The sequence below is a fragment of the Microvirga zambiensis WSM3693 genome, assembly GCF_016735695.1.
Classification (GTDB): Bacteria; Pseudomonadota; Alphaproteobacteria; order Rhizobiales; family Beijerinckiaceae; genus Microvirga; species Microvirga zambiensis.
On the sequence record NZ_JAERQD010000040.1, the window covers coordinates 15,101 to 31,874 of the forward strand.

Here is a 16,774-nt window from a genome sequence, read left to right on the forward strand (position 1 = left end):
AAGAACCGGCGTTTCGGGAATCAAGCAAGGGTCATCGCCCTCACGCCGCTTTGATGAGGGTAAGTGCCGATTCCAGGTCCGGTTCCATGAGCTCGTGGATCACCGGGCCCGAAGTCCAGATCAGGAAGGTGCGGATGCGCTTTCCCGGATAGATCTCGGACAGCAGGGCCCGGTAGAGCGCGAGCTGCGCCACGTAGGATTTCGGCGGCGCCTGCCCGGCCTTCGGCGGGCGCGCGGTCGTCTTGAAATCCGCGACGAGCACTTCCCCTCCGAGCACGGCAAGCCGGTCGATCTGGCCCGAGACCATGATCTCGCCCTCTGTCGTGCAAACCCTTCCGGCGATGGGCGCTTCCGCGCGCGAGCCTTTGCCGAACAGCGGCTTCAAATCCGCATGGTCGAGCACGGCGAGGGCATTGGCCAGAACCGATTCGCGAAGTTCGGCGGCGAGGCGCGGCGCGCGGGCTTTGATATAGGCGCGCGCCATGCTCTCGCGATGCTCGGACGCGAGCGCAGGCAGGCGCTCCAGGAGAGCGTGGACCAGGGTTCCGCGCAGGCGCGCCTCGGGCGCGTAGGGCCCGTCGCCGGGCCGCGTCATGCGGTCGGCGGCACCGAGCGCGCTGGAGGGTCGGATCGGCGGCATGGGCTCGGGCTCCGCCACGACCGCCGTGGTGAGCCAAGCCGGCACCGCGATGGGATCGAGCGGCACGATGTCGGATTCGGCGACGAGCGTGCGCGCGAGCGGCGAGCCTTCGCGCCAGATTTCGATCTCGCCGTAGGGCGCCACATCGCGTTCGAGCCCGTCGGCCTTGGCCACGAGCCCGCGCCGGATCATCTCGCACCAGGCTTCCTGCCTGGTCTCGTTGCCGTTCGTGCGATAGGGCGCGATCACGAGCCGGTCCTTGGCGCGGGTCATCGCGACGTAAAGCAGCCGGTTGTGCTCCTCGTAGCCCCTGGCGTGCAGGGTCTCACGCGCCTGGAACATCACGTCCGAATCCGAAGTCTTGCCCGACGACCAGACGGGGATCCTGTCTCCCATCCTCGTGTGCAGTTGCAGCAGCGGCGGGTCTCGCCCCAGCACCTCGCAGCCGTCGATGAGCACCACGATGGGCGCTTCGAGGCCCTTCGCGCCGTGTACGGTCATCACGCGCACTTCGTCGTTCACGGAATCGAGGTCGCGCTTGATCGTGTGCGAGGCGGATTCGAAACGGTTGAGGAAAACCGTAAGCGACGGCGTCTCCGTCATCTCCGATTGATGCGCGAAACATAGGAAAGCATCGATCGCATCGCCCGCCTCGCTGCCTAAGCGCGCCACGAGCAGGGAGCGTCCGCCGCGGGGACCGAGCAGGGTGGCGAAGAAGCCGAAGGGGCCGTGGATGCGCGCAAGCTCGCGCCAGGCAGCGAGCGCCTCGCAGCCGCGCCCGGCTTTCGCATCGCCGTTGTCCGCGTGGCGCATCAAGGCGGCGTGCAGCGATTCATCGTCAGCGCGGTCGCTGGCGATACGGATGAGGTCGTCGTCGGTCAGCCCGACGAGAGGGGACTTCAGCGCGGTCGCGAGAGTAAGATCATCGTCCGGCAGAAGCGCCGCGCGACCTGCGGCCACGAGATCGAGCACGGCGATGTGCTCGCCGATATTGAGCCGGTCGGCACCGGCCACCGGCACGCCTGCCCCTTTCAGCGCGCGGATCACCGCCTCGAAGGCCGCGCCGCGCTTTCTGACCAGCACGAGCACGTCGCCGGCCTTCCACACGCGGCCCATCTCGTCGCCCTTGGTGGTCCAGCATTTCACCGCCTGCGCGATGCGCCGCGCGACCGCGACGGGCGGCGCGTGCTGTTCGGGCTCGTCGATGGGAAGCACCCAGGCCTCGGGCTCTTCTTCTGCGGCAGGCGTTTCGATCGGCCACAATTCCACGAGGCCCGGCGCGTGCGGGCGCGCGCTCTCATGCACGGTGCCGATGGCCTTGTCCTCGAAGGAAAGGCCCTTGAAATTCGTCTCGACCGCGAAGGTGGCGTCGACCGCCGAGAGCACGGCTCTGCCTGAGCGGAACGACATGGTGAGCGACACGTCCTCGAAGTGAAGCTCCGCCTCGCGCACCTTCTGCGACCAGTCGCGGCGGGTCGTCTCGAATTCCTGCGGAGCCGCACCTTGAAAGCCGTAGATCGACTGCTTGGGATCACCGACCGCAAAGAGCGTGCGCATACGCGCACCCGAAGCGCCGGCGCCAGCCGTAAAATCCTCCGTGATCCTGCGCAGGATCTCCCATTGCTCCGGGTTCGTGTCCTGCGCCTCGTCGATCAGCACGTGATCGATGCCGCGATCGAGCTTGTAGAGCACCCAGGCCGTGTCGCCACGCGACAGCAGCGCCAGCGTCTTGTCGATGAGGTCCTGGAAGTCGAGAGCGCCAAGGCGCATCTTCGCCTGCTCGACGCGGGTGTGGATCTCGGCGGCGAGCGTGAACAGAGCTCCCGTACGTTCGGCGGCGCGCGCGGCCTTGCGCTTGTCGATCAGCGCGCACACGCGATCCTGTTCGCGCAGCAGCGCATCCTTCAGGCTCTCGCTGACATCCTTGGTAAGGAAGGCCGACCCTTTTCGCGGCGTGCCGGTATCCGTGAGGAAGACCGAGAGGTAGTGTCCCAGCTTGTCCGCAATGTCCTTGGCTTCCGAAGCGGCGATGAGAGAGGTGGCCCGCTTCTGATCGGTCGATTTCCCGCCGAGCAGCTCCTGTGCGATGGCGGACCATTTCTCAGGCTCGAGGCCGTCTTCGAGCATGGCGCGTTCGACGGTTGCGAGCGTCTCATCCGGGCCAAGCCCGAGCTCCTGGCGCAGCCGCGCGACGCCGGTCGGATCGTGCAGGAACGTCTTGCACTTGAGGGCTGCGTTGATGGCGGAGGTGAGCGCGTCGCCCACCGCATCGACGCTGACGATGTCGAGGGCGTCCGCCAGGGCATCGTATCGTTCATGGCCGCTCGCCGCATCCGCCATCACGTTGGCGGTGGCCTGCGCCAGCATCTCGTCGGTCTGGGTCTCGTCGAGCACGGCGAAGCGCGCGGGCACATTGGCCTCGAAGGGCACGAGATGCAGAAGCCGCTCGCAGAAGGCGTGGATGGTGTCGATCTTCAGGCCGCCCGGCGTCTCCACCGCACGGGCGAAGAGCGTGCGCGCGAGCTTCAGCTGCTGCCGCGTCGGCACGGCACCTTCGAGTTCCGTCAGCTCCCCGACGAGGCTCTCCTCGTCGAGCGTGACCCAGCGTCCGAGGCGCTCGAAGACGCGGATCGCCATGTTGGCGGCGGCGGCCTTGGTGAAGGTGAGGCACAGGATACGTCCGGGCAGCGAACCGCTCAGCAGCAGGCGCACGACGCGGTCGGTGAGCACCTTGGTCTTGCCCGCGCCCGCATTGGCAGACACCCAGGCCGAGGCGCGCGGGTTCGCTGCGCGGCGCTGCGCGTCCTTGGTGTAGTCCGGGATGACGAGATCGGCGCTCATTCGGATCCCTCGCCGCCGCCTGCGCTCGCCAGCGACCATTCCTTCACCCGCGCGAGATGATCGTATTCCGAGAAACGGCGCGCGTATTTCGGGAAGGGCCGCGAGACGTAGGCCGCCTCGCCCTTCGCGAAGCGCACGATCATGCCCTCGAAACGGCGGCGGTGCTCCTCGACGATCTCGGACACCGAGCGTTCCTCGCCGCGTCCGGGCTTGATCTCGCGCGGATCGAGAGGAGTGCGTCCGCCGGTCGTGTGCACGTAGAGAAGAACCGGCGTCTCCTTCGCCATGGGAAGGCCCTTGAAAGCGCCTTTCATCAGCATCATCGCCTCGAGCGTGAGCTGCGGCGAGAAGCCGGCATAGACCTCTTTCACGCCGGGCGGCTGGCCGGTCTTGAAATCGACGATGGCGAAGCCGCCGTCGCGGCGATGCTCGATGCGGTCGGCGCGCGCACGCAGGTTGAAGATGGTGCCGTCGGGCAGGGGGATCGACAGGCGGGCCGAGCGTTCCGCGTAGATCTCCACGAGATCGGGGCGGCGGTTCTGCTCCCACACCACGAATTCCGTCGCGAGCCGCGTGAAGCGCGGCCACCATTCCGCATAGAGCTCGGGATAGGCCTCCGCGATTTCGGCGAAGGCGTCCGTGCCGAGCGCAAGCAGGATCTCCTGCGCATGCGCCGGCAGGGCCTTCGGATATTGCTCGGCGAACGTTCCCAGCACATCGTGAATGATCGTGCCGCGCTCGGCGGCGCTTGGCGTCACGGCGATGGCATCGAGCGCGTCGAGTTTGAGGACGTGACGCGCGAAGATCGAATAGGGATCGCGCACCAGGATCTCGATTTCGGTGACGCTGAGATCGCGCGGAAAGAGCGCCGGATCGGGCTTCGGCCGCGGGCGCGGGAGCGGCGGAGCGGGTTCCTGCGTGTCGAGAGTGCGGGCGAGGCGGCGGTAATACTCGCCGGCCTTCGTCATGCGCTCCCACACCTCCTTGCCGGCAAACGCCTTCAGCCGCTGCAGGAAGCGCGAGGGCACCATGGGCGAGCCGTCGCGCTTGTGTGCGCGGGTGATCACGACATCATGCGTGCCGAGGGCCTGCACGAAATCGTGCGCGGTCTGGCCGATGCGCCGCTCCGGCGGCATCAGGCCGACCCGCGCGCGCATGGGACGGTTGAGGAAGGCGTCGGTCACCGTGCGCGGCGGCCATGTGCCCTCGTCCAACCCGCCGAGCACCACGCGGTCGACGGAGAGAAGGCGCGCTTCGAGAAGGCCCAAAATCTTCAGGCGGCGGTGCGTGGCGCGGGGTGAGGGGCTCAACGAGCGCTGCTTGGCGAGCGCGGTGAAGAAGGTCGGATAATCGACGAAGCGGCCGGCGAGCGGATGGCCTTCCTCTTCGCGGATGTCGGAATGTTCGAGATCGTCGAAGAGCGCCGCGAGCGATTCTTTCGAGGAATCGTCGTCCTGCGCCTCCGCGTCGTCCTCCGGTCCGGCCAAGAGCAGCTCGACGGCGCGGCGATGATGCTCGACCAGCGCCATCAGATCGAGCTGGCCCTCGCCATGCACTGACGGCGTGAAGCTGTCGAAGGCGATGCCGAGGCGCTCCAGCAGCGCGTCCGCGAGATTCCAATCGTCTTCCGTCAGACGCTTGCGTGGACGTGGGGCCCGGCGGTCGCTCTCCGCGCGCCGTGCGGCGAGAGCCGTGCGCATGCCCTCGATGCCGAGCGCGGGAGCGGGCCCGCGCAGCACGCCGATCTCGAGCACGCTCGCCGCATGCGCCACGGTCTCGCGCGAAAAGCCGAGGCGTACGAGCGGATGGGCGAGCAAGGCCAGCAGCCGCACCGGTCTCAAGTCGTCGGCTGCCGCCTCCGCGGCCAGCCGCGCGAGGCGTCCCGCCGGCGTGTCGGAGAGCGGAATTCCGGCGGAATCCTCGACCGTGAGGCCCCAGCGCGCAAGTTCCGCCGTCACGCGCGCAGCAAGCGCACGATCCGGCGTAACGAGAGCCGCGGTCTTCAGCGGATCGGCGATGGTTTCGCGCAAGGCGATTGCGATCGCAAAAGCCTCCTCGCGTTCGTCCGTAGCCTCCACGATGGCAAGTCCCTCGCCGCCGCTGCGGCTCAAGGCGACGCGATCCTCACGTGCAATCAGCGCCCAGCGGTCGGTGGTGTCCGCCGGACGCAGGGCTTCCGAGAGAAGATGATTGCGCGCGCGCGCAGCGTCCGGCACCGCGCCGAGGATCGTAACGACGGAGCGCGGGATGCGCAGATGCCGGTCGAGGAGGCGGCGGAGCGAAGCCTGAGGATGGCTGTGCACCGGGTCGGTCTCGTCGTCGCCGGCACCGCCGATCGTCGACCAGCTCTCCTCGTCGAGATCCGTGTCGAGGCCGGGCAGCACGATGGCGCCTTTGGGGAGCCGCGCGATCACGCCCATGAGGTTCGCGGTGGCGGGCACCGAGCCGGTCGAGCCGGCGACGATGATCGGATGCTCGGGCCGTTCGCGATGCAAGCGCTTGGCCTCCGCATCGAGCAGGGCATTGCGCCTTTGCGCCGGATCGCTCGCCTGGCGCTCGGCGAGAATCCTGGGCCAGTTCTCGCTCGCGATCTGCACGAAGCGGCGGGTGATCTCGAAATAGGTCGAGTAATCCGAATCCACCGCCCCTTCGAGGGCGTGCCAGTCGATGCCCTCCGTGGTGAAGGCATCCATCAGCGTTTCGAGATCGCCCGCGAGGTTCACCGCGTCGGCTGGGGAGGCCGGCACCATGAAGGGCACTTCGGGGCCGAGCTGCAGCAGGGCGCGGTCGACTTCAGCCGACCAGCGCTGCACGAGGCGCGTGAGGATGAGGCGGCGCTCCAGCGGCGGGATCGGGGGCTTCAGGCTCGCCGCCTCCTGCAGCGGCGTACCCTCCAATCCGGTCAGCTCGAACTCGGCCTCGTCGGTTTCGCCCAAGGGGACGATGCGGGGCAGAAGCTGCGCCTTGCCGCCGCCGCGCTCGGCGAGCAGCGCGATCAGCGCGCGGGTGGCGCGGCGGTTCGGGACGTAGATGGTGATGTCGGCGAGCGCCGCGGGATCGTCGGCAAGCAGCCCGACGAGGTGGCCGTCGAGCAGCGCGTCCACCAGGGTCGGCAGGAAGGCGCAACCCGGAGGGATGGAAAAGACGCGTGGCAAGGTTTTTGAATGATGCATGACCTGATCGGAAAACCGGGACCCACTTTTCCGGGTCATGCTCGGCACCTCACACTCTCAACGCTGACTGGCGGCGAGGCATTTTTCAGCCTCGGCAATGGCCTGGGGCTCCCCAACATGCAGCCATTGCCCCTCCATGCACAAGCCGTAGAGGCGGTCCTTGGCGATGGCGCGGTCGTAGAAGGCATTGGCCGAGAACGCGCCTTGCGGCGTGCCGTGAACGAGTTCCGGCTTCACGATCGCGACGCCCGCGTAGGCGAATGGGGCGCTCGGATCGGTTCCGCGGCGGCGCAGGCGGCCGCCATCGTCCATGTGAAAATCGCCGCGGCCCTCGAATCCGATGCTTGTGGATAACGGCGCCACGAGCATCAGGATGTCCATCCGATCCGGGTCCCAGGCGCGCACCAAGCGTTGCAGATTCGGCTCTTGCGTCTCGATCCAGAGCGAATCGGAGTTGAAGGTGATGAAGGGATCGCCGCCTAAGAGCGGCAGCGCCTTCTTCACGCCGCCGCCGGTCTCCAAAAGTTCGCCGCGCTCATCCGAGATGACGACGTGCGGCGTCTCGCGGGTGCGCAGATGCGCCTCGAGCATATCGGCGAAGTGATGCACGTTCACCACCACGCTCTCGACGCCGGCTTCATGCAGCTTGTCGAGGGCGAAGTCGATCAGGGTCCGGCCCGCCACCTTCACGAGGGGCTTCGGAATGGTGGCCGTGATGGGCAGCATGCGCTTGCCCAAGCCTGCAGCGAGGATGATGGCTTTGCGGGGCGCGCGCGAGGACGTCTGGGACAAGGGCTGGCTCAGGATTCGGGAGGAACTTCGTCCAGCTGCGGGATGAGCCTCGGCAGGTAATTCTCATACCAGCCCTTGAGCTTTCCCAAAGCGGGATGGGCGAGATTGCGGATGAGGTAGGCTTCGATCCGCGGCAGGTGCTTGAGGTAATGCGGTTTGCGGTCACGCCGGTCGAGCCGGGCGAAGATGCCGAGGATCTTGGTCGCCCGCTGGCCCGCCATGATCGCATAGGCGCGGGCGAAGGCCGAGACCTCGAAGGCGGGATCGGCCGCTTTCCGGTCGCGGGCATAGAGGCCGATGAGCTTCAGTTCGAGCTCCGGCGGCACGGTTACGCGCGCATCCTGCAGGAGGGAGGCGACGTCGTAGGCCGGCGAGCCGAGAACCGCGTCCTGGAAGTCGATCATGCCGACGCGCTGCAGGCCCTCGCGCTCCGGCAGCCAGATCAGGTTCGGCGAATGGTAGTCGCGCAGCGTCCAGGTGGCGGGCGCAGCGAGAATCTCGGCAAGAGTCTCGGTCCACAGATTGACGAACTCCGCCCGCGCCGAGCCCGAAAGCTGCGTGCCGATGATGTGCGGCACATACCAGTCGAGCAGCAATTCCACTTCGATCAGCAGAGCCTCGAGATCGTAGGGCGGGATCGGGTGCTCGATACCCTCCGCAACCGGCAGCACCTGCGGCAGATTCTGGCCGTGAAGCTTCGCAAGAAGCCGGGTCGCTTCCGCATAGCGCTCCGTGATCGGGCCGCCGGCGTCGGTGACGGGCTCGGCGCCGAGATCCTCGATGAGGAGCAGGCCGGCCTCCAGATCCTCGCCGTAGATGTAGGGCGCGCTGAAGCCCAAGCCGCGCAGGCCCTTGTCCATGGCCACGAAGGCGTTCACCGTCTCGGCGAGCTTGGCGATGGTGGTGTAGGGCTTGCCCCGGCGCACCGGCGGCCCGACCGGGCGCGGCGGTGAGATCATCAGGAGCGCGGTTTCGCCGGAAGGCTTCACCAGGCGCTCGTAGGAGCGGATCACCGATGCGTCGGCCGTCATGGGATGGCGCGCCGCCTCATTCCAGCCGCATCGTTCCACGAGATGCCGATAGGCCTTCATGCGCTGGAGCCGGGATGCGAAGCCGCCCGTTCCGGTGAGCATGGCCAGCCGGCCCTTGCCCTGGCCGCCGGGCGCAAAATCAAGGCGGATGTCGAGATGATCGGTTTTCAGCGCATCCTCGGCGCGCTCCGGCCATTCCACGAGCGCGATGGCGTTCTCCGTCATCTCGTCCCAGCCGAGCTCCACCAGTTCGTAGCCGCCGGAGAGGCGGTAGAAATCCGCATGGACGATGGGTGATTGCAGGCCGTCATAGACCTGCATCAGGGTGAAGGTCGGGCTCGGAACCTCGAGCTCAGGCTCGCCGGCAAGCGTGCGCACGAGGGCGCGGGCGAGCGTCGTCTTGCCGGCGCCGAGGCCGCCGGACAGGGTCACGAGGTCGCCGGGTTTCAGCTCCTCGGCCAGGATGCGCGCGAAGCTTTCCGTCGCTTCGTGGTCCGGAAGCGTCACGATCCATGCGGCCTGCGAAACGTCCTGCTCGGGCATGAGGGCCAATCCGTTCACCATCGCTGATCCTACTCGGCTGCGATGGGAGTTAGCGCAGAATGCGCCGATCTGCCATCCGAGGGGCTTTCGCGCCGGTCATTGGGGAAGATGCATGTGACCGTGGTTCCGATGCCCGGCGCGGAGGAAATCTCGATGCGCCCGCCGTGCAGCTCCACGAAAGAGCGCACGATGGACAATCCTAAGCCCACGCCGCGATGGCGCGTTCCCAGCGTATGACTCTCGAAGCGCTCGAAAATGCGCGCTTTGATCTCCGGCGGAATGCCGCGGCCCTGGTCCTTCACGTCGAAGATCACCTCGCCGCCGCGCTTGCGCGCCGCGACGCGGATGGTCTGTCCGGGCAGCGAGAACCCGACCGCGTTGGAAAGCAGGTTGAACAGGATCTGGCGCACGCGCTTGCCGTCGGCGACGAAGGTGCCGATGTCGTCGGGCGCATCGATGACGAGGTTGAGCGAGGATTCCGCGAGCCTGTCCTCGAGCCCGCGCATGGCGGCCTCGATGGTGGAGCGGATGTCGACGATCTCCGGCGTCAGTTCCAGCGAACCGGTATCGATGGAGGCGAGGTCGAGAATGTCGTTGAGGATCGCGAGCAGCGATGCCGACGAGCGCATGATGTGATCGGCGTAGTCGCGCTGACGCGGGTTGAGCGCGCCGACCGTCTCGTCGCCGAGGAGCTGCGTGAATCCGATGATGTTGGTAAGCGGCGAGCGCAGCTCGTAGGAAACGTGGTGCACGAACTCGTCGCGAAGCCGCGAGGCGCGCTCGAGCGCATCGTTGCGCTCGGTGAGCGCGCGTTCAACGTTCACGCTCGCCGTCATGTCTGTGAAGCTCAGAAGCGTCGCGCCGTCGGGGAGCGGCTGGGCCGTGCAGTCGAGGGCGGTGCCGTCGTGCCGCTCGATGCGGCAGGTGAGGCCCATGCGCATGTCGGCAAGACCGGCGACGGCGCCACGGATGTCGATCCACGGTTCGTCGCGCGGGGCGAGCGGGCGGCAGGCCTTGATGATCGTGTCGATATGCGGGTTCGCGGCCGTCATCTCCGGCGCGAGGTTCCACATCTCGGCGAAGGCGCGGTTGTGCAGCTTGAGGCGCCCGTCTGAGCCGAACACGGCGACGCCCTCTTTCAGGGTGTCGAGGGTCTCGCTCTGCACGCGGGTGAGCGAGTGAACCTGCGAGGCGAGCTCGAAGCGTTCGCTCACGTCGTCGAAGAGGTAGGTCACGCCGCCCTGCGGGTTCGGGTTGATGACCACGCGCAGGGTCCGCCGGTCGGGCAGGTGCCACCAGGTCTCCTGCTGCTCGACGGAGCGGTAGCCCTGCAGGAAATCGGCCTTCCAGGCGCGAAAATCCGCCTGTTCGGGAAGCTTGCGCGCGGCGCGCAGGCGGTCGAGCACTTCGCTGTCCGAGGGGCGTAGGGCAAGGAACGCCGCATCGAGGCCCCAGAGGCGCTGATAGGCGGCATTGCTGAAGATGAGGTTCTGCGATCCGTCGAAGATCGCGACGGCGGCCGGCAATTGATCGAGGGTGCGCACATGCGCATCCATCTGACGCTGCAGGTCGGTGCGCACCGCTTCGAGTTCCGACACGTCGACGGCGATGCCCGCGCTGCCGCCGGCGGTGGGCCGCTCGATCACGTCGAGCACCGCGCGGTGACCGGCGACGACGGCGGTCACACGGCTCGAGAAAGTAGCGCCGGATTGCCGCCGGCGCCGCGCTTCCTCCCGGGTCGGCGCGCTCAGAAGCTCCAGGGAGCGCCCGATCGCATCGTCGAGGTCCTTGGCCTCGACGGAGCGCAGATAGGCCTGGTTGGCCCAGAGCAGACGGTCTTCCGCATCGCGGATCCACAGGGGATAGGCGACGTCGTCGAGGAGCATCGTCATGGAGCGCAGATCGCTGCGCGTGGTGGCGAGCTTCGCCTGCGCCTGCAGCAGCTCGGCCCGGTCGCCGGTCACGTCGCGCAGCCGCAGGATGGCGCGTCCGCCGATGGTGCGGCCCTCCACGTCGATGAAGCGGTTGCCGAGGCAGCGCGCGGTCAGGCGAAAGGCCTGGCCCCGCTCCTTGAGCTGTTCAAGGGCGATCTCCACGGCGGCGGCATCGCCCGGGCTCAGCCAGGTGCCGAAGGCGAGCGCCCGCTGGGCGGGGGCGTTGTCGCCGACGATGGTGGGGTCGCCCTGGAAGCGCGGTTCTCCGCCGCGCCCGTTCCAGCTCACGAGCAGCTGCCGCTCGGAGCCCATGAGCAGGGCGGCGAGATCGTCGGCGCCGCGCAGGGACGCGAGTTCGTTGCGCAGGGCGCGCTCCGCCCTTGCGGCGCGCCGGCGCTCGTACATCAGCAGCATCGAGGTGGTGGTCGAGAAGGCGACCAGACCCATGAAGAGGCCGAAATAGACGGCGTTATGCAGATCGAAGCGATGCAGGAGACCGAGGAGGTCCGAGGCCTTTTCGGCGACGGGGAGCAGGAGGTCGTTGGCGAGGGCTGCCTGGGACGTCCCAGCCAGCAGGATCAACGAGAGGGATGCGCAGCGCGAGCCGGCGAGAGAGAATCTCCCGTCGCTTTCATTCTCCTGACGCTCCCCGTGCCCGGCCATGCCGTGCTGCCCTTTCTTCCATGTGGCCGATTCAGGGCCAAGTCTGAGCCATCCCCCGCCACGTCCTCCGACGCCACAGAAGCCATCCGTCTACGCATGAACGGAACTGCCGGCACAGGTTCGAAGCCGAAGCACAACCGGCCGATTCGGTTCACTCTAGACCACCCCTGACTCCGCCAGAAAGGGGGTTAACACCCGCTTAAACTTCCTTTGGAGAACCTGTGCGCAATTCGTCGAACCATATTGCATTTGTAACACACACATGCCGGTGCGATAGCGCGGCCGATTCGTTAGCCGTCGAAAGAAGATTGCCCGGCCGGGCAAGAAAAAGCCCGGCCGAAGCCGGGCTTTCGAAGACTTGAATCGGAGGGCCGATCAGTAGCGGTAGTGATCCGGCTTGAACGGGCCCTTCTCGGAGACGCCGATATAGGAGGCCTGGTCCGGACGCAGCTTGGTGAGCTTCACGCCGATCTTCTCGAGATGCAGCGAGGCCACCTTCTCGTCCAGGTGCTTCGGCAGGGTATAGACCGTCTTCTCGTACTTGCCGGCGTTGTTCCAGAGCTCGATCTGGGCGAGCGTCTGGTTGGTGAACGAGGCCGACATCACGAAGGACGGGTGACCCATGGCGTTGCCCAGGTTCACGAGGCGGCCTTCCGAGAGCAGGATGATGCGGTGCCCGTCGGGGAACGTGATCTCGTCGACCTGCGGCTTGATGTTGGTCCACTTGAGGTTTTTGAGGCCCGCGACCTGGATCTCGTTGTCGAAGTGGCCGATGTTGCAGACGATCGCCCGGTCCTTCATCGCCCGCATGTGGTCGAGGGTGATGACGTCCTTGTTGCCGGTGGCGGTGACGAAGATGTCGGCGCGGGGAGCCGCGTCCTCCATGGTCGTGACCTCATAGCCTTCCATGGCGGCCTGCAGGGCGCAGATCGGGTCGACTTCCGAGACGAGCACGCGGCAGCCGGCCTGGCGCAGCGAGGCGGCGGAGCCCTTGCCCACGTCGCCGAAGCCCGCGACCATGGCGACCTTGCCGGCCATCATCACGTCCGTGCCGCGGCGGATGCCGTCGACGAGCGACTCGCGGCAGCCATAGAGGTTGTCGAACTTCGACTTGGTGACCGAGTCGTTCACGTTGATCGCCGGGAAGAGGAGCTTGCCCTCCTTGGCCATGATGTAGAGGCGGTGCACGCCCGTGGTGGTCTCTTCCGAGACGCCCTTGATCGCGGCGGCGACTTCCGCGAACCAGCCCTTCGGCTTCTCCTTGAGCAGGCGCTTGATCAGCGCGAAGAGCACTTCTTCTTCTTCCGCGCCCGGCTTGTCGAGGAAGGCCACGTCGCCCTGCTCGGCGCGAAGACCCAGATGGACGAGCATGGTGGCGTCGCCGCCGTCGTCGAGGATCATGTTCGGCACGCCGCCGCCATGCCAGTCGAACAGCTTGGCGGTGTAATCCCAGTACTCGGTCAGGGTCTCGCCCTTATAGGCGAAGACCGGGATGCCGGCGGCGGCGATGGCGGCGGCAGCGTGGTCCTGAGTCGAATAGATGTTGCAGGAGACCCAGCGGATGTCGGCACCCAGAGCCTTCAGGGTCTCGATGAGGACCGCGGTCTGGATGGTCATGTGGAGCGAGCCGGCGATGCGGGCGCCCTTCAGGGGCTGCTTCGGGCCGTATTCCTCGCGGACGGCCATCAGGCCCGGCATCTCGGTCTCGGCGATCGAGATCTCCTTGCGGCCGAAATCGGCAAGGCTGATGTCTTTGACGATGTAATCCTGCGCCATGATGGCCTCTCTCTTTCACCCGTGCGGTTGAGTTGGCGCAGTCTCTACCAGAGCTCGCGGAGAGAGGCAATCAAGATATAAAGATGTCTTTATATGTCCGGTGAGAGGATAGGCCTATCTCTGACCGTCATGGCCGGTCTTGTGCCGGCCATCCCGATACGGAAAAGCGCCGCGCCTCACCGATCGAGATCACCGGCACGAGGCCGGTGACGACGTGGGAGGGATGGGAACGACTGGAAGCGGGCCTACTCGTCCTCGCCGAATTTGTTGGCGAGAAGGTCGTCGATGGCCTGGAGGCAGATCGTGGCGTCCTGGCCCTTGGCGGTGACGGTGATGGTGGTGCCCTGCGCGGCGGCGAGGGTCAAAAGGCCCATGATCGAGCGTCCGCCCACGGTCTCGCCGCAGCGGGTCACGGTCACGTCCGCGTTGAAGCGCTCGACGGTCTGGACGAACTTGGCGGATGCACGGGCATGGAGGCCGCGCCGATTGACGATCGGCAGCTCCCTGACCAGGGCGCCGTCGGGCACGGCAACAGGCGGGCAGTCCTGATCGAGGGGGCGGTCCATCGCGGTCATTTTCCCGACAGAACGCGCGAAGCGATGTTGATGTATTTGCGTCCCGCCTCCTGGGCATGGGACACCGCGTCGGCCAGGGGCTCCTCGTCGCGCACGCTGGCGAGCTTGATCAGCATGGGAAGGTTGATGCCCGCGACCACCTCGACGGAGCCGCCATTCATGCAGGAAAGAGCCAGGTTCGAAGGCGTGCCGCCGAACATGTCCGTCAGGACGACAACCCCCTCGCCCGAATTGACCCGGCACACAGCGGCCATGATGTCCTTGCGCCGTGTCTCCATGTCGTCGTCGGGGCCGATCGTGATCGTTTCAAGCTGCTCTTGAGGTCCCACGACATGCTCCAGCGCCGCCTTGAATTCCGTCGCGAGCTGCCCGTGAGTGACGAGCACCATTCCAATCATAATGTTACAGGTCCGAAGGCTCCAAGAGCGGAGCCGCTATTTTGTGCACCGCGAAGCCAAGCGCAAGAGCATTGAGCGGAAAAGTTCATCACAGTGTCACGACCGTGTCGCAAACACCACTCAGGCAGCCCAGGGCGATGTCCGCCGAGATTGCCCCGGCCTGAAGACGAAGGCGAGGGATCATGACGCCGCATAGGACAATTTGCTTCTCGCCCTCCTCGGGATAGCGATCGGGGTCGTCGCACAGATCGATCACCAGCCGCACGATGGCCGCGGTTTCGAAGGGCTGCCGGACGATGCCGAGGCCATGGATCTCGATGCAGCCGCCGAGGGGCTCCACAGGGCGCGCGAGGAGACGGCCATTGTGCTGTTCGAGGCGCGTCCGGTCGTCGCTGACGAGACGCCCGAAGCGGCCGGTCTCGTTGGCCCGGGAGATCACGTCGCGGGCGAGAGTCGACTTGCCCGAGCCCGACGGGCCGCGGATCAGGAGGCCCGCCTCGCCGACGAGCACGCAGCCGGCGTGAATGGTCTCCGCCCCCGTCAAGGCTCCCTCTTCCCCGGCTCGCGCCTGGCCTTGCCCTTATCCTTCCTGTCCTGATCCTTCTTGGCCTTCGCCCCTTCGATGGGCAGGCGGATGATGAAGCGGGCGCCGAGCCGCCGGGGCTCGCCGGTCTCGTCGGGGGAGCCGAGACGGTTCTCGGCGCGGATCGTGCCGCGATGGGCCTCGATGATCTGGCGCGAGATCGACAGGCCGAGGCCGGAATTCTGGCCGAAGCCCTGCTCGGGCCGGTCGGTGTAGAAGCGCTCGAAGATCCGGTCGAGGGCATCCGGCTCGATGCCCGGCCCGCTGTCCTCCACCAGGATCTCGACCTCGTTCCTGCGGCGGCGGATCGAGACCCGCACCGTCTCGTCGGGCGGCGAGAACGAGCGCGCGTTGTCGATCAGGTTGTTGAACACCTGGCCGAGGCGGCTGTCATGGCCGAGGACCAGGAAGGCATCCCGGCCATGCGCCTGGCGGTCGATGCTCAGGGTGATGAGCGGGTCGTGCTCCTGGCGGCGCTGATTGGCGACCGAGACCACCGCCTCGAGAAGGCGCACCATGTCCACCGGCTCCGAATCGGAGCGGGCAAGCTCCGCATCGAGGCGCGAGGCGTCGGAGATGTCGCTGATCAGGCGGTCGAGGCGCTTCACGTCGTGCTGGATGATCGACAGAAGCCGCTGGCGCGAGTCGTCGCTGCGGGCGAGCGGCAGGGTCTCGACCGCGCTGCGCAGCGAGGTCAGCGGATTCTTCAGTTCGTGCGCCACGTCCGCGGCGAAGCTCTCGATCGCGTCGATGCGGTTGTAGAGCGCCTTCGTCATGTCGCGCAGAGCGCCCGACAGGTGGCCGATCTCGTCCGCGCGGCCGGTGAAGTCGGGAATCTCCTGGCGGGATTTCGTCCCCCAGCGCACCCGCTCGGCAGCCTCCGCGAGGCGGCGGACCGGGCCGGCGATGGCGCCGGCGAGAAAGAGCGACAGCACGATCATCACCACGGCTGCCACCAGGAAGACCTGCAGCAGGGCGAAGCGCTCGGAGGCGATGATGGCGTCGATGTCGCCTTCCTGGGTGGAGAGCAGGAGCGCGCCCTGGACCGCGCGGAAGCGCTGGATCGGCACGGCGACGGAGACGATGGTCTCGCCCCGGTTGTTGACGCGCACCACGCTCGATTGCTGGCCCGCGAAGGCCTGCTGCACTTCGGCTAAGGATTTGCCGTTGGCGGGGCCGGCCTCCTCGAGCACAGGACGCTTGGTGCGCCGGAACATCTTGCGGATGCTGTTCCAGGTGCGCTCCATCACGCTGGTCGTGTCCTCGACATTCGCGACCGGCGGCAGCTCCATGCGCAGGATGTCGCCGCGGGAATAGAACGACCTGGAATCGAGCAGCAGCAGTCCGTCCCGGTCGAAGATGCGGGCGCGGGTCTTGGTGGGCGTCACGAGGCGGCGCAGCAGGGGCGCGACGCGCTCGGGATTGATCGAGAACTCGAGAGCCGAGAAGGATTCGTCGGTGAACCGCTCCGTTTCGCCAGCCTGCATCTGCAGCAGCTGGTCCGGATCGATGGTGATGGTGTTGGTTTCCACCGTGGCCGAGCCGGCGATGGCGCCGGCGATGATCTCGCCCTGGGTGAGCAGGCTCTGCACGCGGGCTTCGATCAGTCCTTCGCGGAATTGATTGAGATAGAGGAAGCCGATGAGCAGCGCGACAAGGCCGGCGAGGTTGAGGACGACGATCCGGCGGGTCAGGCTCGACGAGCCGCTCTGGATGATCATGCGGCCGAATTGCTTCAGCCGCTCCAGGGCGCTCCGGGGAGCCGGCGGATCGTCGAATGTCGCCTCGGCGTGGATGGGCTCAGCCTTCATGCCGCTCGTTGGCC

General features: G+C 66.9%; 10 protein-coding genes. All 10 read right to left on the minus strand.

Annotation, left to right across the window (positions count from 1 at the left end; translation table 11 throughout):
* Positions 1-40: 40 nt before the first annotated feature.
* Positions 41-3,481, minus strand: coding sequence for a double-strand break repair helicase AddA (addA, locus tag JKL46_RS24115; RefSeq protein ID WP_201838188.1), 3,441 nt, complete (start codon positions 3,479-3,481; stop codon positions 41-43).
* Complete coding sequence (gene addB, locus JKL46_RS24120; RefSeq protein ID WP_201838190.1) at positions 3,478-6,654, minus strand: double-strand break repair protein AddB; 3,177 nt, start codon at positions 6,652-6,654, stop codon at positions 3,478-3,480. The genes addA and addB overlap by 4 nt, the downstream gene beginning before the upstream one ends.
* Before the next feature lie 57 nt (positions 6,655-6,711).
* Positions 6,712-7,446, minus strand: coding sequence for a nucleotidyltransferase family protein (locus JKL46_RS24125; protein ID WP_201838193.1), 735 nt, complete (start codon positions 7,444-7,446; stop codon positions 6,712-6,714).
* 8 nt (positions 7,447-7,454) lie between these two features.
* A complete protein-coding gene (tsaE, locus tag JKL46_RS24130; RefSeq protein WP_201838194.1) occupies positions 7,455-9,041 on the minus strand; it encodes a tRNA (adenosine(37)-N6)-threonylcarbamoyltransferase complex ATPase subunit type 1 TsaE in 1,587 nt (528 codons plus the stop codon).
* 8 nt (positions 9,042-9,049) lie between these two features.
* Entirely contained in the window at positions 9,050-11,617 is a 2,568-nt protein-coding gene (locus JKL46_RS24135; protein WP_201838196.1) for a sensor histidine kinase, read from the minus strand.
* Between the two features lie 375 nt (positions 11,618-11,992).
* Positions 11,993-13,393, minus strand: a complete 1,401-nt coding sequence (gene ahcY / locus JKL46_RS24140; protein WP_201838198.1) for an adenosylhomocysteinase — start codon at positions 13,391-13,393, stop codon at positions 11,993-11,995.
* Between the two features lie 245 nt (positions 13,394-13,638).
* A complete protein-coding gene (locus tag JKL46_RS24145; RefSeq protein WP_201838200.1) occupies positions 13,639-13,959 on the minus strand; it encodes an HPr family phosphocarrier protein in 321 nt (106 codons plus the stop codon).
* A 5-nt stretch (positions 13,960-13,964) separates the two neighbouring features.
* Positions 13,965-14,366: a PTS sugar transporter subunit IIA gene (locus JKL46_RS24150; RefSeq protein ID WP_201838202.1), complete on the minus strand. Its 402-nt coding sequence runs from the start codon at positions 14,364-14,366 to the stop codon at positions 13,965-13,967.
* Positions 14,367-14,454: 88 nt separating this feature from the next.
* On the minus strand, positions 14,455-14,910 hold the full coding sequence (locus JKL46_RS24155; RefSeq protein ID WP_201838203.1) for an HPr kinase/phosphorylase: 456 nt from the start codon (positions 14,908-14,910) through the stop codon (positions 14,455-14,457).
* Entirely contained in the window at positions 14,907-16,760 is a 1,854-nt protein-coding gene (locus tag JKL46_RS24160; RefSeq protein ID WP_201838204.1) for a sensor histidine kinase, read from the minus strand. The genes JKL46_RS24155 and JKL46_RS24160 overlap by 4 nt, the downstream gene beginning before the upstream one ends.
* Positions 16,761-16,774: the final 14 nt, after the last annotated feature.